Here is a 22,157-nt window from a genome sequence, read left to right as displayed (position 1 = left end):
GGTGCGCGTGGCCCTCAGGGCACGCGAGTCAGTTCGAGCGCGGACGGATGATCCGGGTCGTGCAGCACGAGCGACCGGGTGACGGCGGGGCGGCCGTCCCGGTCGCGTAAGGGAGACCAGCGGGGGCTTGCCCCCTGCGTCACGTGCAGCCGCAGCCGTTCACCGGGATGGATCCGGAACCCGGCCGGTCCCAACGCGATGGCGACGCGGGTCGGCTCACCAGGCCGCTCGCCCCGGTGCCGCGTCACCTGCTCGACCAGGTTGACGCTGCGGCCGGCCTGGTTCACCAGACACAGCCGAACCAGCCATTGGCTGTGCCGGGTGTCGGTCACCGCGAAGAACTCCACGTTCGCCTCGCCGACGAATGTGCGCTCCGCCGCGGCCGGTCGCGAGGTGTAGACGAGTACGTCGTTGCGGCGTTCCGGAGCGCACTGGTCAGCCGCGCCCATGCCCGCGAGCAGCGGGTCGCCGCAGTCGTCGCCGCCGGCTGCGGGAACCGGATCGCCGTGGTCGTAGACGAGGTGGTCGGGGGGTGCGGGCGGCGGCGGGTCTTCGGTCAGGATGCCGTCGCCGGTCGCGGTGTTGGCCCGGCCGCCGCTGCTCAGGTGCCACCGGTGTCGCACGCCGTCGGCGGGCGGCCAGGACTGGGCCGTCCAGGTGTCGCCGCTGTTGAGGATCGTGACCGAGACGGCCGGCCGGGCGGGCACGCCACCTTCCCGCACGGTCCGGAAGAATTCGAGCTGTACGTCGTCGATGCTTGGCGGCGTGCCGGCGGACAGACCGGGGGCAGATGCGCGGAGCGGGTGGTGCGTCCACGGCCCGACGAACAACCGGTTCGCCGAGTGGTCCGGACGCGCTTCGGCCAGGCTCGTGTAGTGGCCGAAGGTGCCGGTCCGGAAGGTGTCGTAGAGGCCGCCGACGTGCAGTACCGGCGCCTTGATGTTGCCGTACGCGACCCGGTGCGACGGCCGTCGCCAGTACTCCGAGTCCGAGCCGACGGTCAGCCACTCGCGCAACCAGCCGGCGGCGGATGCCGAGGTGGCGCCGTCGAGCAGCCGATCGAGGGGCACGTTCTGCACCAACCAGCGCAGTGACTGTGCCGTCAACCGGTCGGCCGACGGTTCACGCAGGGCCCGGCTGATCCGCAGCGCGTCGAGTTGCACGGCCCAGGTCGTGGTGAACGAGGCGGCTGCAACGCCCCCCGTTCGGAGGCAGCCCTCGCCGAGCCCCGGTGGCGCCAGCGCGGGAACGACTGCCGCGATCGGCACCTCCCCGTCGGCGCCGGCCGTCAGCAGTTGGAGCAACCCGCCGTAGGAGTAGCCATACATCCCCACCCATCCGTCGGACCACGGCTGGTCCACCACCCAGCGCACCAGATCGACCCCGTCGTCGCGCTCGTTGTCCAGCGGGACGAACTCCCCGTCGGAGCGGTGCCGGCCGCGCACGTCCTCGACGACGACCGCGAAGCCCTGGGCGGCGTACCAGGTCGGCGGGGCGTACCAGTAGGACTGTGCCACGCGCTTGTCGTACGGCGTACGCATCACCAGCACCGGGTGTCTGCCCGGGCCGCTGGGGCGGTACACGTCGGCGGACAGGGCGGTGCCGTCGCGCCGATGCACCCGTACATCCGCGTCAAGGGTGATGCTGTTGTCGCGGGCGCCGAGGCGGCCGGTGCACAGCCGCCGTCTTCGCGGGTCGGCGGAGCTAGTCGTCATTCTTGCGTCCGAGGCCGTCGACGATGGCCGCGAGCAGGATCACCACGCCGATGGCGATCCGCTGGTAGAACGCGGAGACGTTCATCAGGACGAGCCCATTGCGGATGGTCGCGATGAGGAGCACGCCGAGGACGGTGCCGCCCATCCGACCGATGCCGCCGAACAGACTCGTGCCGCCGATGACCACGGCCGCGATGGCGTCCAGGATGAGGTCCTCCGCGACGATCGGCGAGCCGACCCCCAGCCGGGCGGTGCTGACGATCCCGGCGAAGCCGGCCATCAGGCCGCTGATGGTGAGGACGAGCAGGCGGGTACGCCGGACCGGCACGCCGGCGATCCGCGCGGCCTCGCGGTTGCCGCCGACCGCGTAGATGTTGAGTCCGGCGCTGGTGCGCGACAGGAACAGCCCCAGCGCCGGAATGACGATGATCGGCACCCAGAGCACGAGGGGTATGCCGATGAACCGCGTCGCGGCGAGGTCGGTCACTCCCGTGGGGAGACCGGTGACGGCCCGTCCGTCACTGATCACCAGGGCCAGACCGCGGACGGCGCTCATCATCGCGAGCGTGCAGATGAAGGACGGTACGTTCAGCCGGGTGGAGACCAGGCCGTTGAAGGCACCTACCGCGGCCCCCAGCACAAGTCCGGCCAGCAGCGCCAGCGGCCACGGAATGTGGAAGGTGACCATGAGGGTCGCCGAGGCGGTGCTGACCAGGGCAATGGTCGAGCCGACGCTCAGGTCCAGATCACCGGCAATGATCACCAGGGTGAGGCCGGCGGCGGCCAGCGCCAGGGGAACCGCGTTCACCAGAATGTTTGTGACGTTGAGCGCGGTGAGGAACGTCGGCGTCAGGATCGACAGTACGACCCAGAGCGCGGCCACCGGTATCAGTAGCCGAAGCGTCTCCGCGTGCCGCCGCAGCAGGGAGCCGGTCCGCGTGCCGCTGGCGTCCGCGCGCCTCAGATCAGGGGTCTTGATCATAGCGGTCATCTCTGTCCACTCCTCAGGCGGAACGAGCCTCGGTCTCCACCGAGGCATGGGGGCTGAGCAGCACTGTGAGCTCCTCATTGGTCACGGAATCGGGAAGTACCTCAGCGGCCACGGCCCCGTCTCGGAACACCAAAATCCGGTGCGCGAGGCCGAGCACCTCGCGCGTGTCCGACGAGATCAGCAGCACCGCGAGCCCGGCAGCCGCCTGCTCGGCAATGATCTTGTAGATGTCGCGCTTGCTTCCGACGTCCACGCCCCGGGTCGGTTCGTCAAGGATCAGCACCCGTGGGTCACACGCCAGCGCACGGCCGATGACCAGCTTCTGCTGGTTGCCACCGGAGAGCCCGCTGAGCGGCTGCTGATCGGTCGCGAACCGCACCCCGAGCGTGTCGACCAGCCGGCGGAAGGTCTTCCGCAGCGGCGCGCTGCCGGGAAAGAGCACGTTCGGTCCGAGGGCGCGGGCACCCTTGGCCACCCTGGACACCACGCCGTTGCGGTAGACGGACAGGTCGGCGAAGACGGCCTGCGCCTTGCGCTCCTCCGGTACCAGCAGAACGCCGTCGCGGATGGCACCTCCCGGCGAACGCTTGACCAGGTCCTTGCCCTCGACTCGAACCACTCCGTCGGCCGGGTCGAGGCCGACGAGGGCCCGAGCGAACTCGGTCTTCCCCGCACCCAGCAGGCCGGTGATGCCGAGGATCTCGCCGCGCCGCGCGGTCAGGGCGACGCCGCGGAGCACGGGCTCCCGGGTCAATCCGTCGACCTGGAGCACAACCTCGTCGCTCGGCTGATGCTCCACCTCGGGAAACTGGTCGTCGAGGGCACGGTCGAGCATGGCGTGCACCATCCGGGGAACGGTGATCTCATCGCCCGACAGGGTCTCGACCACCCGTCCGTTACGCAGCACGGTCACCTCGTCGGAGAGGTCCTCGACCTCCTTGAGGTGGTGCGAGACCAGCAGGATGCCGGTCCCGGCGGCCAGCAGCCGGCGGATCAGCGCGAACAGCTCGGTCCGCTCGTCCGGGGCGAGCGCGGCGGTCGGCTCGTCCAGGATGAGCACCTTGCCGCGGTTGCGCAGTGAGCGGGCGATCAGCACCATCTGCGCGTCGCTGGGCCGCAGGCCGCGGACGGGCCGGCGGACGTCAAGGTTGGTGATGCCGATCTGGGCCAGCAGTTCCTCGGCACGCCGCTCGCTTGCGCGGTCGTCACGGACGCCCAGCAGCCGCCCGGCCCGACGGGGCGTCAGTGCGGGATCGCCGAGCATGATGTTCGCGGCAACGGAGAGCTCCGGCACCAGCAGCAACTCCTGGTGGATGACGGAGATGCCGGCGGCGCGGGCGGCGGAGTGGCTCCAGTGGTCTGCTATCGGCTCGCCGTCCAGCAGCAACCGACCGGAGTCCGGCCGGTAGAGGCCGGACAGGATCTTGATGAGAGTGCTCTTTCCGGCGCCGTTCTCACCGACCAGTCCGACCACCTTACCGGCCTCGAGTGACAGGTTTACCTCGTGCAGCACCTGCACGCCCGAGAATGACTTGGATACGTTTTCGGCGCGTAGAACACTCATCGCGTACTCCTGTTAGTCCCTAGCCAAATTGCGGCGCCGAGGGCCGGACGGACGCCGAGGGCTGCGGCGGACGCGGCTGCCCAGCGGGCCGAGCAGCCGCGTCGACCTCTAGTTACACGCGTTCTCGCTGGCCGCCTTGAGGGCGGCCTTCAACGCGTCCGAGCCGGGCGCGCTGCCGTCGAGAATCGCCTTGGCCTGCTCGGTGTCGAGGATGGGTACCTCTGGCGTGATCGATTTCTCGACCGGCCGCCCGGCGGCGTCGTCGACTGCCGCATCGATCAGACCCGCGCCGAACTCGTCGAAGGGCAACACGGCCTCGTACAGGAATTCACCCTTCAGCAACGCGGCGAGGCCGGCGCAGGTGCCGTTCCACCCGATCGTGGCGACGGTGTCACTCTTGCCCGCCTCCATGATCGCCGCACGGGCACCGAAGGCCATCTCGTCGTTGTTGGCGAAGATGAAGCGCAGCTCGGGGTTGGCGGTGAGCATGTCGCCGGCCACCCGCAGCGCCTGGTCCCGGGCCCAGTTCGCGGTGGCCTCTGCCGCCACGGTGATCTGGGAATCCTTGATGCCGTTCTTGAAGCCGTTGGTCCGGTTGTCCGCGGACAGGTTGCCCGGAGTGCCGGTGATGATCGCGCCTGCGGTCGGGCCGGGGTACCGCTGCGCGACAGCCTTGCCGATCTCCTCTGCGGCGGCGAGTTCGTTGCCGGAGATGAAGGTCAGCGCGGTGCCGTCCTCCACCACTCCGGGGACGCCGTCGATCAGGATGACGACCTTGACGCCTCGTTGGCTCGCGCTCCTGATCAGCGGGGTGACGGCGGCGCCGTCCCAGGGGTGCAGCCCGAGGTAGGTCACACCCTGCGCGATCATCGCCTCCGCCTTGGTGATCTGCTCCTCGACGTTCTCGGAGGTCTCCACCAGGAGCTTGACGCCGGCCTCCTCGGCCCGGGCTGTCATCGCGTCGTTCATGACCTGTACGGCCGGGTTGGCGGCCGAGCCGCTGACCTGACCAATGACGATCTCTTTGGCGCCATCGGAGGCGCCGGGGCTGTCGACCGTGTCCCGGCTGCATGCGGTCACCGCGAGCAACGACACCGCACCGAACACAGCTACCAATTGCCGAAACGGTTTCTTCATCTGAGGGGTCTCCTTCAAGGCTATTGGTCGAGTACGTGAAGTGCGCGCGGGGACCGGCCCAGCAGGGCAGCGTCGGCACGCCGAGTGGCGGCTGCGGAGACACCGACCCCGATCGCCTTGATGTCGGTGACGCCGTCGATGGCGAGCAACCGTGGCCGTACCGCTGCCAACAGCGTCAGAGACCGCAGCTTGCACGCGCTGCATGCCATCAGGAAACGAATCTGTACGGTTCCACCGTCGATCCCGACCAGCTCGCAGTCACCGCCGTGCAGTCGCAGCAGCGGCCGAATCTTCGAGTCGAGCTGTGCCAGGACGGTGCTGCGCAGCTTCGATTCCGATGTCTCGCGGACCGCTGGCGCGTCGCTCATGGCCGGTGGATCTCGTTGCGCGGGGCGGTGGCGAGGTCGACGCCCATCAGTCGGGCGAAGTTGCGGCCCAGAATGTTGTGTCGGTCCTCGTCGGTCAGGGCCGGGTAGCCCCAGCCGTCCTGGAGGTCCTCCGGGATCTGGAGGTCGAGCAGCGCGTCGAGGTACGGCTGCGGCGGACCGTAGAGCGCGGCCTCCGAGCCCCAGAGCAGCTTCTCCGAGCCGCATTCCTGCAACAGCTGGCCCAGTTGCTGCTGGAACTTGCGCGGAGCGACCAGGTAGTTGCCGGCGGTGCCGGACAGCGCCAGGTAGACGTTCGGGAACCGGGCCGCGATCGAGATGCACTCGTCGACGTACGGCTCGGCGAGGTGGTGGATGACGATGTTGAGGTCCGGGAAGTCGAAGGCGACGCCCTGGAGATCGTTCGGCTTGAAGTCCTCGATGAAGATCGGCCCGAACGGCACACCCTTGTGGAACTGGATGACGTTGACCCCCGAGTCGAGGATCGCCTCGTACATCGGGTACGCGATCTCCTTGTCGTCACAGCGCCAGCTCTTGCCCCCGGGGTGGGCGTTGTAGAACTTGAACGAACGCGCGCCCATCTCACTCGCCTGGCGGCGGATCTCCTGAACCGCCCCGTCGACGCCGTGGTAGACCGGGTCGACGCCACCGCAGAACAGCACCTTGTCCGGGTAGGCGGCCGCGAAGTCGTACTGGGCCTGGATCGGGGCGAAACCGTCGCGGAACCAGTCGAAGATCGGCACCGCCTGTGCCATCACCATGTCGGTGTCGGACTGCTCGAAAATCATCTCGTGCATGTCGGCGGTGGTGAAACTCCGGACGTAGCCATCCTGGTAGAGGTCGCGGTTCTGCGGCGCCCGCCAGGTGTCACCGAGACCGGTGATCGACTTACGCCCCAGGTGGGCGGTCCGGTGGTCGGAAAGATTGTCATCGGCCAGGTTGTAGACGTGGCAGACGGCATCGAAGATGTAGTATTCGTTGAGCATTGCTGGTCGGCCTCCTCAGGCGTGGCTGGGCAGTTGACGGATGGCGTTTTCAGCGGGGAACCGGGTGGGTGCGAACGGGCCACCGGCGGCCTGGTATCGGTCGGCGAAGTCGGACAGGAGACGGACGAGGTCATAGCCAGGGGTGAACCCACTGGCGCGCAATTTGGCATCGTCGAGCAGGAACGGCTCGTCCGCGAAGGGAAAGACCATGTCGGTCCAGGAGAACGGTCGATCGGAAAGACCGACTGTGGACAGTGGGACGGGAACCACCGACGGTGCAGGACGTTCCATCGCCGCCGCCAGCAGCCGGACGAGGCCAGCGAGCGTGACGGCCTGACGGTTGGCGATGTTGTAGGCGAAAAGCCCCGAGGGTGCCGGCGAATCGGGCTCGGCCTCGGCCAGATGCAACAGCGCGCCGGCCACGTCGGAAGGCGCCACCAGGTGGACGGGAGCGTTGCCGCTGTCCGTGACGTAGACGATGCCGTCGTGCGCGATGCGGTCGGCCACGAACTGTAGCCGCCCCATGAAGTCGGGCTGCCCGACCAGGTACGGCGCCCGCAGCGCCACCACGGTCGTGGTGGCCGCGAAGCCGGCGGCGATCCGCTCATTCTGGAGTTTCTTCGCGCCGTAGCTGCCCCACAGTTCGTTGGGCCCGACCGGCGACGACTCGTTCCAGGGCAGCAGGTCGCTGGGTGCGTACACGGCACCGCTACTCATCAGCAGGTATCTGTCGGTAACGGGAGCCAGCATCGCCAGCGACAGCTCCACGTGTTCGGGCTCGTAGCAGGACAGGTCGATGACGACATCGGGAGCGAACGCCGCGAGTTGACCGACGACGGCCTCGTCGGAACGGTCGCCCTGAACATGTTCGATCGCGTGACGCAACGACGGCGGCGGAGGCGAGTTGCGATTGAGCAGCGCAATTTTCCAGCCGCGTTCGATTGCGGCGGCCAGGAGCGGAGGTCCGATCATTCGGCCTCCTCCGAGTATGGCGAGTCGACGTGACATGGCGACCTCTCCAGAGGGGTGTGGTGGCGCGGAGAGCAGGCTGGACGAATCAGGCGGCGTAGAAGCGTTTGACGGCGTCGAGCAACAGGTCGACGGTGCGCTTTTCGTCAAAGCGCTCGGTGGGTGCGGCCATGGACAGGGTGAGCAGTTCCTCGTCGTCGCCCATGTTGATCGGAACCGCCGCTGCCGACAGTCCCGAGGTGAAGCCGTCACGCTGGACGGCGAAGCCACGGTCACGGATCTCGGCCAGGACATCGGCGGGCGGGATCCGCACACCGCGCTCGGCGAGCTGCGCGAGCTTGTCCGGCGAGGCGTAGGCCAGCAGGACCATCCCGGCCGCTGATCCCACCAACGGCATGCGGGTGCCCACCTTGATGTCCGCACGAACCAGTTGCTGGGACTCGACGCGCTGCACGATGAGGACGTTGTCCACGTCCAGGACCGCGATGGCCGGCGCCTCACCGGTGCGGAATGCCAACTCCTCAAGCAGGGGCAACAGCCGGTCCGCAAGGCCAGCCTGCTCCAGCGCGACCTTGCCGATGTGGACCGCGCGCAGCGACAGGTAGTAGCGGGCATCCGGGGTCTGCCGAGCCCAGCCCGCGTACACCAGGGTCCGCAACTGCTGGTGAAGCGTGCCCCGCCGGACGTTCAGCCGACGCGCGAGGTCGGAGATCGCGACCGGCTTGTCGGTCGCTGCCAGCGCGTCGAGCACGTCGAGACAGCGAAGCGTGGACTGCAACAGCCGGCGTGGCGGCCGCACCAAGGCGGCCGGCGTTTGCTCCTCGCGATCCGCGTTTGTCATGCGCACACACTAGGGTCGAGGGTCTGCCGGGTCAATGGCCCGCAGTGATCGAATTTGTTGCCTCTCGGCCGGGCGTGCGGCCCTGAGGTGCGACTCCGACTCAAGCCCGAGGCGGACTCCTCACCTGCGCTAACGTGTCGCGACCGCACCGACGGAGCGGTTCTGGAACGCGGCGGCCCGCGCACTGCGGGCGGTCTCCCGCCTCTGCTACGCCGAGCGGAGGAGTCCGGGGCCGGGTGTCATCGCCGGCGGAGGATGGCGTAGACGATCCTGCTGCTGGCGAACTCGGAGACGGTGACGAGTTCCCAGCCGTACGCCTCCAGCACCTCCGCAGCCGCAACGGCCTGCGTGACCTGGTCACCGCCGATCCCGCGCTGGACCACTACGCAGAGCAGTCGATAGGGGTAGCCGCGCAGATCCGCGCGGTTGCCGAGGATCGCCTCGGCGGTCACCGTACGGGTGCGCATGATCTGCTCGGGTGTCTCGCGGCTGGCCACACCGGCACCTTAGCCCGGTTGCCGGGACGGTCCCGGACGCCGGAAGCGGGTACCTTCGACGTCGTGCCTGACTCGTTGCATGGTCGCGGTCTGGTCGCAGCGGTAGTCGTTCTTCTCGCCCTCGGCGGCTGCGACGCGGACCCGCCCCTGGCCGCCCCCACCACTGCGGCTGAGACGTCGACAGGTGTCCCGGGCACCACCAGCCCCTCCCCCGTCGGCCGTTCCTACACCGCCGCCGAGTTGGACCTGTGTGCGCGTACGGACCTGGCGGTTCTGGCGGACCTGGCGTTGACGGTGACGCGGACCGACCCGAAGCCGCCGGCCGGACGGCCCGCAGCGGCGTGCCTGTTCGAGATGCGCACCGAGACGGGCCACCAGGCGAACCTGCGGGTCGAGGCGTCGACGCCCGTCACCGTCGACGAAGCCCGCCAGCTCTACCAGGGCACGCAGCAGGCGACCGGCATGACACCGGCCGGCCCGGTGGCCGGTGTGGGTGACGAGGCGGAGGCGTTCACCAAGCGGTCCACGCCGGGATTCAAGTACGCCGAGTACATGGTGCATGCGCGCACCGACAACCTGGTGGTGAAGGTGTGGCTCGCCGTCGGTGGCGAATCGTACCTGCCGACGGCGAAGCTGGCCGCGATGTCCCTGGAGATCCTCACCGCGACCCAGGCGGCGGTGCCCACGGCCTGAACCACGGACTTCCCGCCTGCCCGGCAGAAGCGGCGGCCGGCCAACGAGGCGGCTGGGCCGCCGGACGACTCACCCCCGCGCGAGCGCCGGACGCCTCACCCCCGCACGGCGTGCGGCCACTGTCCTTCGGGCAGTTTCGAGTGGTCCCCGACCTGGGTGGCGATGTCCCGCACGTTGCCCAGCGCGTCGACGAACCGCTGTCCGATGGTGAGCAGCGTGTTGAGCCCGGCGGTGACGAGGTCGCCAATGGACTTGGCGAGGGTGGAGATGGCCCAGGGCAGGTCGATCACCGTGGTCGCCTCAGCGGCGGCCTGTACGAGTTTGCCGGTGACCCCGGTGACGATCTTGGCCAGTTCGACCGCGTAGTCGACGTTCGCCTTGGCGATCTTGAACAGCCACTGGCTGATGAACTCCGATTTGACCACGGTCTCGTCGACCGCCGCTCGCTGCTTTCCCGCCTTGGCGTGGTAGGCGCTCGCCGCGTCCCCGCTCCACTTGGCGAGGTTCTCGTTGTCCGGCTCGGTGGTCACGAACGACAACGCCGAGACGGGGGTCTTCACATCGGTGACCCAGCGAAAACTGATATTGATCAGCGAGAGCACCGGAAGTTGGTGCTCCAGGGCCTGGTCGACCCGGTCCAGAACGTTGTTCAACGCGCCCCGGACGTCGTCCAGGTTGTTCTTGATCCACCACAGTGCGGCCGGCCCCAGCAGCCACTTCCAGCCGTTCACCTTCTCCACCAGCTGGTTGAACGTGTCGACAGTGGTGTCGATGCCCGAGCGGATCTGGTCGAAAGCCTTGTTGAACGGCTCGCCGTACTCGAGTTGGTTGATTCCTGGTTGCACGTGCTCGCGTCCTCCGCGCTCAGGCCGTGTAGATCTGGTTGAGGTCAAGGGAGATCACCGCGTCGGCGCGGTCGTACTCGTCGGCGATCTGCCGAAGCGCCGCACCGATCTGCTCGAACTCGGTCACCGCGCCACCGAGGATGCCGACCATGAACGAGTGGAAGTCCCGGTACGCCGCAGAATGGAGGGCTACGTTCGCATCCCCGATGAAGAACGCCGATGCGTCGAGGTGCAGCTGATCCGCCACCGTCTTGACCGCCTCAACCCGGTCGGACAATCTCAACCACTTGCCGCCTTCGTCGCGTACGGCCTCGGTGATGACGGTGACTTCCTCCATGCCAACCACCTCAGGATCGATTCTGGGAACGGACCAGAGCGTACGTCCGCAACAGCGAATGTGCTTCGTGCCGGAGCTGACCGGCATCGAGCTGGCCGATCCGACGAACGTCGCCGACGATGGCGGTCACGGTGCCGCCACGATGGCGAAGCGTCAGGCACCCGGACGGGCTCGTGACTTCCTGCTCGGCCGCCACCGGCAACGGGCGGGCCAACCGTTCCAGGTCGGCATCGAGCTGGTGCAACACCTGCCAGGTCTGGCGCAGCCACAGCTCGTCGTCGAGGTCACCGTCGCCCGCGCCGCCCGGTTGCGGTGCGACGTGCGTGCGATCGCCGGAGGCGGACCGCAACTGCTCCAGCGCCGCCGCCTCGACCACCGCCTGCACCGCCGTCGTGTACGCGGCGAAGAGGGCATCCGCGACACCACTGACCCCCAGCCGGGCGCGCCATTCTCGCGCGACGGTCACCTGCTCAACCCGACCGTCGCCGTCGACGAGCACGACGACGGATCCCGTGGGGTCCTGGCCGGAATGGGTGCCGGGCTGCCGACCGGTCTCCGCCCGGCGGAGCGCCTGTTCGGCCTGTGCCTTCAGCTCTTCGTCGCGACCGAGGACATCGAGACTGGCCAAGGACAGGCGTGCGTTCCGTCTGCCGTCTTCCATCCGTCCCCAGACCCCGTCACATCGAACATCGCGTAGGCGATTGCCTCTGCCAGCAAAGCGAAGTCACCGTACCGCAAGACGCGCGACCGGTGAGGCCCCTGGCCGGGAGTCGACAAAGGTGCCCGCGCGGGTGGCCGGTCCGGTGCGCCGGAGGTTGACCGGCATCCGAAATGGACTGGTCGCGCGTACCGGATCGGGGTGGTGGCGGCGGTGCCGCGCGGCTCAGCGGCCAGCATCCACCCGGTGGCCTGCCCGGACCGGCGCAGGTCGGCCGGCCCGGGCAACTGTGGCGGCTAGCGGCTGGCGGCTGGCGGCTGGCGGCTCAGGCGAACGTTCGCCGGGCCCAGGTGCGGAAGTCGGTGGTGGGCAGGCCGAGTGCATGGGGGATCTCTGGACGCGCCGGGGAACCATTCTCGTTGAGCTGCTCGACGGCGTTGACCATGAACGGCGGCGCACCGCGTTCGACCGCCTCCGGCAGAGTGAGGATCGGAGCGGTGATGGTCCGGCCGGTGACCTCGCTGAGGATCGCGGCGACTTCGGTCATCGTGCGCAGGTCGCCGGCGAGTTCCACGTCCATGCCGTCGAGTCTGCCCGGGTTGGTGAGGGCGGTCGCGGCGGCTTCGCCGATGTCGTCGACCGCGATCCAGGCGATCCGGGTGTCCTTCGCGAAGCCGGTGACGAAGGTGCCGCTGGACCAGTCGCCGAACAGGTAGGACCAGCCGAGCAGGTTCTCCATGAAGGTCGCGGGCTTGAGGATGGTCCAGTGCGCGAAGCCGGCGGTGCGGACCAGTTCGTCGATGCCGGCCTTGCTCTCCCAGTAGTGTCGGTCCCAGCGCCCCTCGGCCCACCCGGGCTGGTTGCGGTGGAAGTCGCCGGCACCGGAGACGCTGCTGTGCACCAGGTGGGGCACCCCGGCCTTGCGGACGGCCTCGATGACGTTGCGGCCCCGGCGTAGCTCGGCGTCGCCCGCGAGGTCGGCGAGGTCGGGGAACGGAACGGAGAAGACACCGTCCATTCCGGTGGCTGCGGCGAGCAGTGAGGCGGGGTCGTCCAGGTCGCCCCGGACCAGTTCGGCTCCCCGCTCCCGCAGCGCCAGCGCGGCGTCGGTGCCGGTGTCGCGGACCAGGGCGCGTACCCCGACACCCCGGTTGAGCAGCGCCCGGGCGGTCGCCCCGCCCTGCTTGCCGGTAGCGCCGATGACAAGGACGGCCATGTTTCCTCCTCGAACAAGTGGGGTGGTCCCCCACTTTCTGCCGGCTACGATATGGGGGGACACCCCATTTATCCAACTGGCTGACGATGAGAGCTGACGCACAACGCAACCGGACCCTGATAGTCAAGGCGGCCAGCGAGGCGGTCGCCCGCGACGGCGCGTACGCCTCGCTGGAGGAGATCGCCCGCGCCGCTGGCGTGGGCTCGGCGACCCTGCACCGGCACTTCCCGTCCCGATGGGCGCTGATGGAGGCGGTCTTTCACGATCGGGTCGAAGCACTGTGCGCCCGCGCCGGAGAGCTGTTGGCCGGGCCGGACGCCCGCCAGGCGCTGACGACCTGGTTGTGCGAGCTGGCGGTGTACAGCAGCACGACCCGCGGCCTGGTCACCTCGCTGCTCAAGGCACCGCAGGAGAACGAGTCCTGCTGCGCGATGCTGGTGGCGGCGGGCGAACCGCTTCGGCGCCGGGCCGCCGACGAGGGTTCCGTCCGCTCCGACGTCGCGATGGCCGACCTGGTGACCCTCGTCAACGCGATCGCACTGACCGCGGAATCAGCCAACCCGGCCGAGGCGGAACGGCTGGTTCGTCTTGCCTTGACGGGAATCAGCCCGCCTCAGCGGTGACCGTCGACCCGCCGATCGACCCCTCGGTCCCGGCAGCCGAGCAGTGACGTCGGGTGAGCGCAGGAACGCCGACGTGGTGCCGAAGCGGCTTCCCCCGGGTCGGATTGTCAGTGCCGGGCGACGGCGGCCACGGTGGCGGCGGTCAGCTCGGCGATCCGGGCGAAGTCCCCGGCTGCGACGGCGGTCCGGGGAACCATCCAGCTTCCCCCGACGGCCAGCACCGACGGCAGGGCGAGGTAGTCGCCGGCCGACGCCGCGTCGATGCCCCCGGTGGGCACGAACCGGACCTGGCCGAACGGTGCGGCGAGCGCGGAGATCGCCGCGGGGCCACCGGAGGTGGCGGCGGGGAAGAACTTCACCACCCTGACGCCCTCGTCCAGGGCGGCCATCACCTCGCTGGCGGTGACCGCACCGGGCAGGGCGAAGACGCCGTGCTCGGCGCAGCGGCGGAGCACCGCCGCGCTGAATCCGGGTGAGACCACGAACCGGGCCCCGGCCCGGACCGCCGCGTCGACCTGAGCGACCGTGGTCACCGTGCCGGCGCCGACCGTCACTGCGCCATGGGAGGCCATCCGGGCGATCGCCTCGGCCGCCGCCGGCGTACGGAAGGTCACCTCGGCGACCGGCAGGCCGGCACCGGCGAGCGCGTCGGCGAGCGGTTCGGCGTGGGCGGCGTCGTCGAGTACCACGACCGGCACGATCCGGTGCCGGCCGAGCAGGTCAGCGATGCTCATCTGCGAGCGTCCCCTCGTTGTCGGCGGTGATCAGGTGGGCTGGCAGGTCGGCGGTGCCGGTGGTGCCGAGCTGCGCGAGGACGGCCACCCCGAGGACGGTCGGCTCCGGCTCGGCGACGAAGCGCAGCCGACGGTTGGTGGCCTCCTGCCGCAGCCGGCGCCAGGCCGGCCAGGCCGCAGCGACGCCGCCGATGGTGACGTCGGCGATCGCGGTGCCGGCAAGCTGACCCAACCGGGCGGTGGTCTTCTCGGCCTCCACCGCGAGGCCCTTGAGCAGACTGGCCATGGCGTGCGCCCGGGTGATCTCCATGGGCAGCGCGGCGAGCTGGGCCCGCTGGTGATCCGCGTCGATCACCGCCGGGCCGGTCTCGTCGGCGACGCCGGCCAGTTCGTCCCACATGGTCGCGTCGTCGACGTCCGCGTAGAGCAGGTTCCGCCAGGCCCGGTAGTACCGGCCCGACGGTGTGGCCCGGTGCACGAAGCGCAGCCCACCGGCGACGAACACGCCCGCGTCCACACCGGGGGCCAGGCTCTCCGGCAGCTGCTCCAGGAGCAGCAGCTGAGCCTCGGAGGTGCCGGCCGAGACGTAGACGTCACCGGTGCGGCGCACACCGCTGCCGAACGCGCCGCACATGTGGTCGTGTCCGCCGGTGACCACCGCGATCCCGGCGGGGAGCACCCCGGCGCCCGAGGTCCGCCCCACCACGGTCGCGCTGCTGACCAGCTCGGGTGCGGCCAGGCCGGGCAGCCCCAACTCAGGCAGGGCACCGGCGTGCAGGGTGCCGGCCCGCAGGTCCAGCAACCCGGTCCGGGATGCGTGCGAGATGTTGAGGAAGACCGGTGCGGCGGGGTCCGCGAGCAGGTCCCGGGCCACATGGTCGGCGAGCGAGGTGAAGGTCCGCGCGGCGGCGACCGTCTCCGGCAGGTGCCGGGCCAACCAGCGGAGCTTGCAGACGGAGAAGGTGTCGTCGATGCCCGCCCACGGGCCGACCAGCGGATCCGTCTGCTGCGCCAACCGGCCGTGCCGGGCGTGCCACACCAGCACCGGCGCGGTGACCCGGCCGGCCCCGGAGAGGAGTACGACCTCCTCGCCCACCGAACCGACCGACACCCCCGCCAGCGCGGCGGGACGCACCGCGGGATCGGCCAGGAGTTGGCGCAGCAGCGCGTCGACCGTGCCGGTGACCTGCCCGGCGTCCCGTCGCCCACCCCACGGGTCGGCCTCGGTCGGTGTCGGGGTGTGCCGCAGGGCGACCAGCCGGCCCGTGTCGGTGTCGTAGCAGCCGACCTTGGTCCGGGTGGTGCCGATGTCGACGCCGATGAACTGGCTCACCGGGGCATCACCGGCCCCGAACCGACCCGCTCGACCGTGACCACTTCCCGCAGCCGGGTGACCAGCTCAGGGTCGATGTCGGGGGTGAGGGAGGCGGCGTTCGCCGCACCCATCGCGGCGGCCAGGGTCAGCGCGGCGGCGGGCTGCTCGCCGCTGCCCAGGGCGACCGCCAGGCCGGCTAGGAACGAATCCCCGGAGCCGGTGGCGTTCACCGTCTCCACCGTCGGGGTGTCGGCCACCAGCTCGACCGTGCCGTCGAAAAAGACCGCCCCGTCGGTGCCGAGGGTCACCACCAGGGTGGCGCCGGTGTCGGCGTGCAGCGCCCGGACCGCGTCGCCGGTGGCGGCGCGGTCCGGCAGCGGATGCCCCAGCACCCCGGCGAGTTCGTCGGCGTTGGGTTTGACCACGAACCGCCCGGTCGCTGGCTCGGCCCGCAGGTCGGCCAGGACCCGGGCCAGGGCCTCGCCGTGCGCGTCGACCAGGACCGTCGCGCCCTTGGCCAGCGCCGTCCGGGCGATCCGGGCGTGCAGGTCGGCACCGCTGCCCGGCGGAAGGCTGCCGGTGCTGACCACCACGTCACCGGGCTCGACGACGGTTGCCAGGCCGGCCAGCAGCTGCTCGGTGTCGGGCGTGGTGACCTCCGGACCGCGTTCGTTGAGCACGGTCGAACGGCCGGTGCTGTTTTCGATCACCACCGGGGTCACCCGGGTCTCGCCGGTGATCTCGACATGTCGATCCCGGACGCCGAGGTCGGCGCAGCCCCGCCGGATCACCTCGCCGCTGGCGCCGCCGACGAAGCCGTGCGCGGTGACCGTGGCACCGAGCCGGCGGGCACCCCGAGCGACGATCATGCCCTTCCCGCCGGGCAGGGTACGCACCGCCATCACCCGGTTGACCTCGAAGGGGTGGAAGTGCTCCACCACCTGGAGCCGGTCCAGCGCCGGGTTGGGGCAGACCACGTGCAGGGTGAACGACATGGGCTACTCGGAGTCGATCTGGTAGAGCGCGTACAGCTCCTCGTCGCTGGCGGCCAGCACCTCTTCCTCCCGTTCCCGGAAGGTGCGGGCGGTGACGCCGACCAGCTCGTCGAGGCGTTCCGGCTCCGGCGGCAGGTTCATCGCCGCGTACGGGTTGCCGCCGGCACCGAGCGGCTCGGCCGAGCAGTAGTTGTCGCCGCGCTGGTAGCCGATGGCGTACAGGGCCATGATCACCACGTCGAGGTCGAGCAGTCCGTGCCCGAGGGCCCGCCGGTTGGTGTCGGCCATGTGCAGGTTGAGCATCCGGTGGCCGTGCTCCAGGATGGTGGCGCCGATGTGCAGTTCACCGCTGAGCATGTGGTAGAGGTCGCCGTTGATGTGCGCGATCGCCGGATGGTCGACCAGGTCGAGCAGGTGCAGCGCTTCGGCGAAGGTGTGCACGATGCTTGTCTCCTCGGGCCGGATCGGCTCCACCGCGCCCCGGATCCCGGCGGCGGCGAAGTCGTCGGCGACAAGCCGCATGGTCTGGGCCGAACGAGCCGTCTCGAAGGAGTCCACCGCGCCGGGGCGACCCACCGAGGCGGCGCCGAAGAGCAGGTAGCTGCCGCCGACCGCCTGGGTGAACTGCGCCTGGCGGCGGAAGTACTCGATCGCCCTGGCCCGTACGTGCGGCAGGTTGTGGGCGAACTCCTGGTCCGGGGTCACCATGCCGCACACGCCGGAGACGGTGATGCCGTGGTCGCCGAGCACCCGAAGGGTCTCCTCGGGGCGGTAGCCGAGGTCGGGCGAGTAGAGGTTGCCGTGCAGCTCGATGTAGCGCACGCCGTGGCGCTCCAGTCGGGCCGCCGACGCGGCCAGTTCCTCGGTGCCGAAGCCCCAGTTGCTCCAGCCGAACTTCAGGCGCGGCTCGGTGGCGGTGTGCGTCCGGCGGGCCTCGACGAAGGCCCGGACGACACGCTTGTCGTACTGGCGGAAGGGCTGTGGTTTCACGGTGTGGGTCCTTACGGGGCGATGAGGTGGGATACCGGGCGGGGTGCGGCCGGTGGTCAGGCCTTCTGCCGGGCGACGAGGCGCTGGCGCAGCCGGGCCGGGCTCAGGTGCCGCAGGTTGCCCTGTCGCCACTGGTCGAACAGGGCGGCCAGCACGATGACCAGACCGATGCTGAGCTGCTGGAGGAAGGGCGAGAGGGCGAGCAGGATGAACGCGTTGCGCAGCACGCCGAGCAGGCAGGCGCCGAGGAAGGCACCGATGATCGAGCCCCGGCCACCGGAGAGGCTGGCCCCGCCGATCACCGCTGCGGCGATGACGTCCAGTTCGTAGCCCATGCCGGCCTGGGCCTCGGCCACGCCGACCTGGGTGGCGAAGACGATGCCGGCGACGCCGGCCAGGGTGCCGATCAGGACGAAGGTGAGGATCCGGGTGCGGCCCACCGGGATGCCGCCGGTACGCGCGGCGGCGTCGTTGTCGCCGATCGCGGTGACCCGCAGGCCGAAGACGGTACGGGTGAGCAGGAGCTGACCGAGCACGACAAGCACCATGAAGATGATCACGCTGACCGGGATGCCGCCGAAGACCCGGCCCTGCCCGATGAAGGACAGCTCGCTCGGCATGGACTGGGGTAGCCCGCCGGTGAGCAGTTGGGTGAGCCCTCGTGCGATGGAGAGCATGCCGAGGGTGACGATGAACGAACTCACCCGGCCGAGAACGACGACGCTGCCGACCGCGAAACCGCAGAGCGCGCCCACACCGATGCCGATGACCATCGCCAGCCACGGGTTGACCCCGTTGCCGTAGGCCGTGCCGGCGCTGACCGCGGAGAGCGCCAGCACCGAGCCGACCGAGAGGTCGATCTCCTTGGAGATGAGTACGAAGGTCTGGCCGACGGCGATGATGCCGACCACGACGACGGTCTGCAGGACGTTGTAGAGGTTGTCCTTGCGCAGGAAGTTCTCGTTGGCGAGGCTGACCAGCAGGGCGAGCACGATGATGACGCCGAGCAGCCCGGTTTCCTGCCGTTTGACCAGGGACAGAGCGCCGTCCTTCCAGGAGCGCTCCGGCCGCTGTGCGACTGTGGCCATCATGTTGTTGTTCCTTCGGTAGCGCCCATGGCGGCGGCGACGATAGGGGTGGGTCCGGCGGTGTTCGGGGCGTCCAGGGTCAACCGACCGTTGCGGATCACGACGACCCGGTCGGCCAGCTCGACGACCTCCTCCAACTCGGAGGAGATGAACCAGACGGCGAGGCCCTCGTCGTGCGCCAGGGCCCGGAGGGTGGCGTAGATCTCGGCCTTGGTGCCGACGTCGACGCCCCGGGTCGGCTCGTCGAGGATCAGGACTCTGGGCCGGGCGGCCAGCGCCCGGGCCAGCAGCACCTTCTGCTGGTTGCCGCCGGACAGGGAGGTGATCGGCGCTTCGGTGGAGGCGGCCTTGACCCCGAAGCGCTGGGCCAGTTCACGGGCCCGGGCACCGGCCCGGCGGGCGGAGACCCAGCCGAGGCGACCCAGGCTGGACATGATCCGGACGGTGAGGTTGTAGCCGACGTCCTGGGCGTGGAAGACCTCGGTGCGTCGTTCCTCGGCAACGTAGGCGACGCCGAGGCGCTGGGCCCGGCCCGGGTTGCCGATGTACACCCGGCGACCGCCGAGGGTGATCTGGCCCCGGCTGATCGAACGCAGCCCGATCACCGCCTCGGCGATCTCGGTACGCCCCGCGCCCACCAGCCCGGCCATCCCGACGATCTCGCCCTTGCGGACGGCGAAGCCGATGTCGGTGAAGCCCTCACCGGTCAGGCCGGTCAGTTCGAGGGCGACCTCGGCCTGCCGGGGTGCCGGGGCACGGTCGGCGACCACCTCGGAAACGACCTTGCTCTTGCGTTCGCCGGCCATCAGGGCCACCGCCCGCTGCTGGTCGATCTCGGCGGGCGGGCCGGCCGCGACGAAGGTGCCGTCGCGGAGCACGACCACGTTGTCGACGATCGAGTAGACCTCGGCGAGTCGGTGGCTGATCAGCACCACCGCCACGCCCTCGTCGCGCAGCCGACCCATCACCGCGAACAGCCGCTCGGACTCCTCATGGGTGAGGCTGGAGTTCGGCTCGTCCAGGAAGAGCACCTTCGGCTGCCGGGACAGCGCCCGGACGATGTCGACCATCTGCCGGGAGGCGGCCGAGAGGTCCCGGCAGATGGTCGACGGGTCGGGCAGGTAGTCGGCCATCCCGAGCCGGGCCAGCAGTTCCCGGGCCCGCTGCACGTTGCGTCCCCGCTGGGCGATGCGGTAGGCGGGCCGCTCACCGAGGTCGTAGAGGAACAGGTTGTCGGCGACGGTCAGCTCGCCGATCAACAGCGGTTCCTGGTTCACCACCACGACACCGGCGCCGATCGCCTCCAACGGCGAGCCGAAGGAGACTTCCCGGCCGTCGAGGAGGAGTCGACCGCTGTCCGGTTGCATCTGCCCGCTACAGAGCCGGATCAGGGTGGACTTCCCGGCGCCGTTCTCGCCGAGCAGTCCGGTCACCTGGCCGGCCGGGAACTCCAGCGACACGTCGCGTAGTGCCCGGACCGGACCGAAGGACTTCGTCAGGCCGGCGGCCACCAGGGCCGCCGACCGGACGTCGCCCACGGGGGACGTGGATGTCATGAGGGAATCCCGATCAGGAGGCGCCGGGGGCACCGACGGGCAGTCCCGCCGGGTCGTGCTCGGCGAGGTTCTCGTTGGTCACGAACGGCGCGGTGGCCTCCTGGAGCACCGGGCTCGGCTTGTCGCCGGTCACCGCGGCGTTGTAGAGCTGGATCGCCACGTTGTAGCCCTGCCCGAAGGCGTCCTGGCCGATCACGCCGTACATCGAGCCGTTCTTGATGGCCTCGATGTTCTCCGTGGTGATGTCGAAGCCGATGACCTTGACGGTGTCCTGCTTGTTGGCTGCGGCGACGGCCTGGGCCGCACCGAACGGACCACCGGCGGTGGCGTAGATGCCGACCAGGTCAGGGTTGGACTGGAGGTAGTTCTGCGCGGCGGCGAAGGTGTTCGACGCGGAGTCGCGGGCCTCGACACCCTGGTTGACCGGGGTCAGCGAGGAGCCCTGGAGGCCGTCGACGAAGCCCTGCCGGCGCTGCTCGGAGCCGGGCGCGGTGAACTGGCTGACGATGATGCCGACCTTGCCGGCCTTGCCGTCAGCCGCCTTGATCATTTCCTGGGCGGCGAGCTGTCCGGCCTTGTACTGCTCCTGGGCGTAGACGACGGTGCCGCCGGAGCTCTCCACGCACTCGAAGAGCGTGTTGTAGGCACCCATCTGGATGCCCTTGTCCGACAGGGCCTTGACGTCGGTGCAGTTGCCCTCGCCGGCGATGAAGAAGCCCACGCCGTCGTAGCCCTGCGCGTCGGCAGCGCGGATGGCGCTGGAGACGGTCTGCACGTCGATGTTGTCGCCGGCGACGATCCAGTCGACCTTGCCCTTGCGGTCGGCAAGCACCCGGTTGGCGTAGTCGGCGCCGCTCTTGACCGAGACCCAGTACGGGTTGTTGGCGAAACCGATCATCGCGATCCGGACCTCCTCGTCCGGTGCCTGGTCGGTCGGGACCGGGCGGCCCTCGATCGGGTCGGTCGGCTCGCCGCTGGCGGCGTCGTCACCGCCACCGCCGCAGGCCGCGGTGGCGAGGGTGACAGCGAGCAGGGCAGCGACGCTACGGCCGAGCATTCTGCTACGGGTCCGGTGTTTCACAGTTCCTCCTGAGGGGTGGAGCGGGGGGTGGTGCGGGTGTCGGCGGCGGGCGGCTCGGCGAGGCGGACGGCGACCCCACGGGTACGCAGTTCAGCCAGGCTTGCGTCGTCGACGCCGGAGTCGGTGACGACGAGGTCGACGTCGTCGACCGCGCCGTATCGGCAGGCGGCCCGGAGGCCGAATTTGGTGTGATCGACCATCAGCACCGCCTTCTGCGCGGAGGCGAGCACCGCCGCTTTGACTGCCGCCTCGGCCGGGTCCGGCGTGGAGAGCCCCCAGCCGGGGTCGATGGCGTTGGTGCCGACGAAGGCGACGTCGAAGCGCAGGTCGGCGAGGCGGGCCAGCGCCCAGGCGTCGACCTCGGCGTAGCTGGCCGGGCGGACCCGGCCGCCGATGGTCATCACGGTGGAGCGTGATCGGTCGGTGAGTTCGAGGGCGATCTGCAGGGCGTTCGTGACGATCAGCAGGTCTCCCCGGTCCGGGATCAGGCCGGCAAGGTGACCGGTGGTGGAGCCGGCCTCGATGAAGACGGCACCGAACGGCGGGATCTCGGCCAGCGCCGCTCGGGCGATGGCCCGCTTCTCCGGGCGGCGCTGGGAGAGCCGGCCGGAGACCCGGTCCTCGACGGCGAGGGTGCCGTGCGCGACCGCGCCGCCGTGGATCCGGCGCAGCTCACCGGCGCTCTCCAGCGCCCGCAGGTCACGCCGGATGGTTTCGGCGTTGACCGCGAAGCGCGCGGACAGCGCGGCAGCGTCGACCCGACCGGTGGCGCGCACCAGTTCCGCGATCTCAAGGCGTCGGTTAGCAAGGTCCATGCGACGCCTCCTTCCGGCGAGCGCGGTGGATTCCCACATCCGCTGTGCGTTCTGGTGATCAGCACACCCAGCTTTGGGGAGCAACACTACATCCGGGCCGCACAATGTCAACGGGAAGTTTCCAA

The 22,157-nt window shown here is 69.9% G+C and carries 23 protein-coding genes; 2 read left to right on the top strand and 21 right to left on the bottom strand.

From position 1 onward, the window contains the following. Positions 1 to 14 precede the first annotated feature (14 nt). From QQG74_RS13625 to QQG74_RS13585, 9 genes are all read right to left on the bottom strand, one after another. The gene (locus QQG74_RS13625) at positions 15 to 1,715 is read right to left on the bottom strand and encodes a CocE/NonD family hydrolase (RefSeq protein ID WP_341720645.1); all 1,701 of its coding nucleotides are present in this window, start codon (positions 1,713 to 1,715) and stop codon (positions 15 to 17) included. Then, complete coding sequence (locus QQG74_RS13620) at positions 1,705 to 2,706, bottom strand: ABC transporter permease (RefSeq protein ID WP_341720644.1); 1,002 nt, start codon at positions 2,704 to 2,706, stop codon at positions 1,705 to 1,707. Before QQG74_RS13620 ends, QQG74_RS13625 begins: the two co-directional genes overlap by 11 nt. 13 nt (positions 2,707 to 2,719) lie before the next feature. Then, entirely contained in the window at positions 2,720 to 4,270 is a 1,551-nt protein-coding gene (locus tag QQG74_RS13615; protein ID WP_341720643.1) for a sugar ABC transporter ATP-binding protein, read from the bottom strand. A 108-nt stretch (positions 4,271 to 4,378) separates the two neighbouring features. Then, positions 4,379 to 5,407 carry a sugar ABC transporter substrate-binding protein gene (locus QQG74_RS13610; RefSeq protein WP_341720642.1) on the bottom strand — a complete coding sequence of 343 codons (1,029 nt, stop codon included), beginning with the start codon at positions 5,405 to 5,407 and terminating at the stop codon, positions 4,379 to 4,381. A 20-nt stretch (positions 5,408 to 5,427) separates the two neighbouring features. Next, on the bottom strand, positions 5,428 to 5,775 hold the full coding sequence (locus QQG74_RS13605) for a NifU family protein (RefSeq protein WP_341720641.1): 348 nt from the start codon (positions 5,773 to 5,775) through the stop codon (positions 5,428 to 5,430). Next, positions 5,772 to 6,779: an amidohydrolase family protein gene (locus tag QQG74_RS13600; RefSeq protein WP_341720640.1), complete on the bottom strand. Its 1,008-nt coding sequence runs from the start codon at positions 6,777 to 6,779 to the stop codon at positions 5,772 to 5,774. The genes QQG74_RS13605 and QQG74_RS13600 overlap by 4 nt, the downstream gene beginning before the upstream one ends. 15 nt (positions 6,780 to 6,794) lie before the next feature. Then, positions 6,795 to 7,787, bottom strand: coding sequence for an NAD-dependent epimerase/dehydratase family protein (locus tag QQG74_RS13595; RefSeq protein ID WP_341721229.1), 993 nt, complete (start codon positions 7,785 to 7,787; stop codon positions 6,795 to 6,797). A 49-nt stretch (positions 7,788 to 7,836) separates the two neighbouring features. Then, the gene (locus tag QQG74_RS13590) at positions 7,837 to 8,589 is read right to left on the bottom strand and encodes an IclR family transcriptional regulator (RefSeq protein WP_341720639.1); all 753 of its coding nucleotides are present in this window, start codon (positions 8,587 to 8,589) and stop codon (positions 7,837 to 7,839) included. Positions 8,590 to 8,828: 239 nt separating this feature from the next. Next, complete coding sequence (locus QQG74_RS13585; protein ID WP_341720638.1) at positions 8,829 to 9,086, bottom strand: transcriptional regulator; 258 nt, start codon at positions 9,084 to 9,086, stop codon at positions 8,829 to 8,831. A gap of 63 nt (positions 9,087 to 9,149) precedes the next feature. Here QQG74_RS13585 and QQG74_RS13580 point away from each other — a divergent pair, with 63 nt between their 5' ends. Then, positions 9,150 to 9,779, top strand: a complete 630-nt coding sequence (locus tag QQG74_RS13580) for a hypothetical protein (RefSeq protein ID WP_341720637.1) — start codon at positions 9,150 to 9,152, stop codon at positions 9,777 to 9,779. A 95-nt stretch (positions 9,780 to 9,874) separates the two neighbouring features. On the opposite strand, the gene QQG74_RS13575 is transcribed toward QQG74_RS13580, so the two are convergent. From QQG74_RS13575 to QQG74_RS13560, 4 genes are all read right to left on the bottom strand, one after another. Next, the gene (locus tag QQG74_RS13575; protein ID WP_341720636.1) at positions 9,875 to 10,624 is read right to left on the bottom strand and encodes a hypothetical protein; all 750 of its coding nucleotides are present in this window, start codon (positions 10,622 to 10,624) and stop codon (positions 9,875 to 9,877) included. 19 nt (positions 10,625 to 10,643) lie between these two features. Continuing rightward, positions 10,644 to 10,961, bottom strand: coding sequence for a hypothetical protein (locus QQG74_RS13570; RefSeq protein WP_341720635.1), 318 nt, complete (start codon positions 10,959 to 10,961; stop codon positions 10,644 to 10,646). Positions 10,962 to 10,971: 10 nt separating this feature from the next. Then, entirely contained in the window at positions 10,972 to 11,589 is a 618-nt protein-coding gene (locus tag QQG74_RS13565) for a hypothetical protein (protein ID WP_341720634.1), read from the bottom strand. 355 nt (positions 11,590 to 11,944) lie between these two features. Beyond that, positions 11,945 to 12,835 carry an NmrA/HSCARG family protein gene (locus QQG74_RS13560; protein ID WP_341720633.1) on the bottom strand — a complete coding sequence of 297 codons (891 nt, stop codon included), beginning with the start codon at positions 12,833 to 12,835 and terminating at the stop codon, positions 11,945 to 11,947. 86 nt (positions 12,836 to 12,921) lie between these two features. Between QQG74_RS13560 and QQG74_RS13555 the strand changes: the two genes are divergently transcribed. Further along, entirely contained in the window at positions 12,922 to 13,458 is a 537-nt protein-coding gene (locus QQG74_RS13555; protein WP_341720632.1) for a helix-turn-helix domain-containing protein, read from the top strand. 107 nt (positions 13,459 to 13,565) lie between these two features. Here the strand turns inward: QQG74_RS13555 and eda are convergent, their stop codons facing one another. From eda to QQG74_RS13515, 8 genes are read right to left on the bottom strand one after another with little or no spacing between them, the layout of a single operon-like run. Continuing rightward, positions 13,566 to 14,192 (bottom strand): bifunctional 4-hydroxy-2-oxoglutarate aldolase/2-dehydro-3-deoxy-phosphogluconate aldolase, encoded by a 627-nt coding sequence (eda, locus tag QQG74_RS13550; RefSeq protein WP_341720631.1) that lies wholly within the window; start codon positions 14,190 to 14,192, stop codon positions 13,566 to 13,568. Then, the gene (locus tag QQG74_RS13545; RefSeq protein ID WP_341720630.1) at positions 14,179 to 15,525 is read right to left on the bottom strand and encodes an FGGY family carbohydrate kinase; all 1,347 of its coding nucleotides are present in this window, start codon (positions 15,523 to 15,525) and stop codon (positions 14,179 to 14,181) included. Before QQG74_RS13545 ends, eda begins: the two co-directional genes overlap by 14 nt. Further along, positions 15,522 to 16,502, bottom strand: a complete 981-nt coding sequence (locus QQG74_RS13540) for a hexose kinase (RefSeq protein ID WP_341720629.1) — start codon at positions 16,500 to 16,502, stop codon at positions 15,522 to 15,524. Before QQG74_RS13540 ends, QQG74_RS13545 begins: the two co-directional genes overlap by 4 nt. Before the next feature lie 3 nt (positions 16,503 to 16,505). After that, positions 16,506 to 17,492 (bottom strand): sugar phosphate isomerase/epimerase family protein, encoded by a 987-nt coding sequence (locus QQG74_RS13535; RefSeq protein WP_341720628.1) that lies wholly within the window; start codon positions 17,490 to 17,492, stop codon positions 16,506 to 16,508. Positions 17,493 to 17,548: 56 nt separating this feature from the next. After that, complete coding sequence (locus QQG74_RS13530; RefSeq protein ID WP_341720627.1) at positions 17,549 to 18,583, bottom strand: ABC transporter permease; 1,035 nt, start codon at positions 18,581 to 18,583, stop codon at positions 17,549 to 17,551. Next, on the bottom strand, positions 18,580 to 20,136 hold the full coding sequence (locus tag QQG74_RS13525) for a sugar ABC transporter ATP-binding protein (protein ID WP_341720626.1): 1,557 nt from the start codon (positions 20,134 to 20,136) through the stop codon (positions 18,580 to 18,582). Before QQG74_RS13525 ends, QQG74_RS13530 begins: the two co-directional genes overlap by 4 nt. A gap of 13 nt (positions 20,137 to 20,149) precedes the next feature. Continuing rightward, positions 20,150 to 21,217, bottom strand: a complete 1,068-nt coding sequence (locus QQG74_RS13520) for a sugar ABC transporter substrate-binding protein (RefSeq protein WP_341720625.1) — start codon at positions 21,215 to 21,217, stop codon at positions 20,150 to 20,152. Beyond that, entirely contained in the window at positions 21,214 to 22,032 is an 819-nt protein-coding gene (locus QQG74_RS13515) for a DeoR/GlpR family DNA-binding transcription regulator (protein ID WP_341720624.1), read from the bottom strand. Before QQG74_RS13515 ends, QQG74_RS13520 begins: the two co-directional genes overlap by 4 nt. Positions 22,033 to 22,157: the final 125 nt, after the last annotated feature.

This window comes from Micromonospora sp. FIMYZ51 (genome assembly GCF_038246755.1).
Lineage (GTDB): Bacteria > Actinomycetota > Actinomycetes > Mycobacteriales > Micromonosporaceae > Micromonospora.
This window is presented reverse-complemented; position numbering and strand designations above follow the sequence as displayed.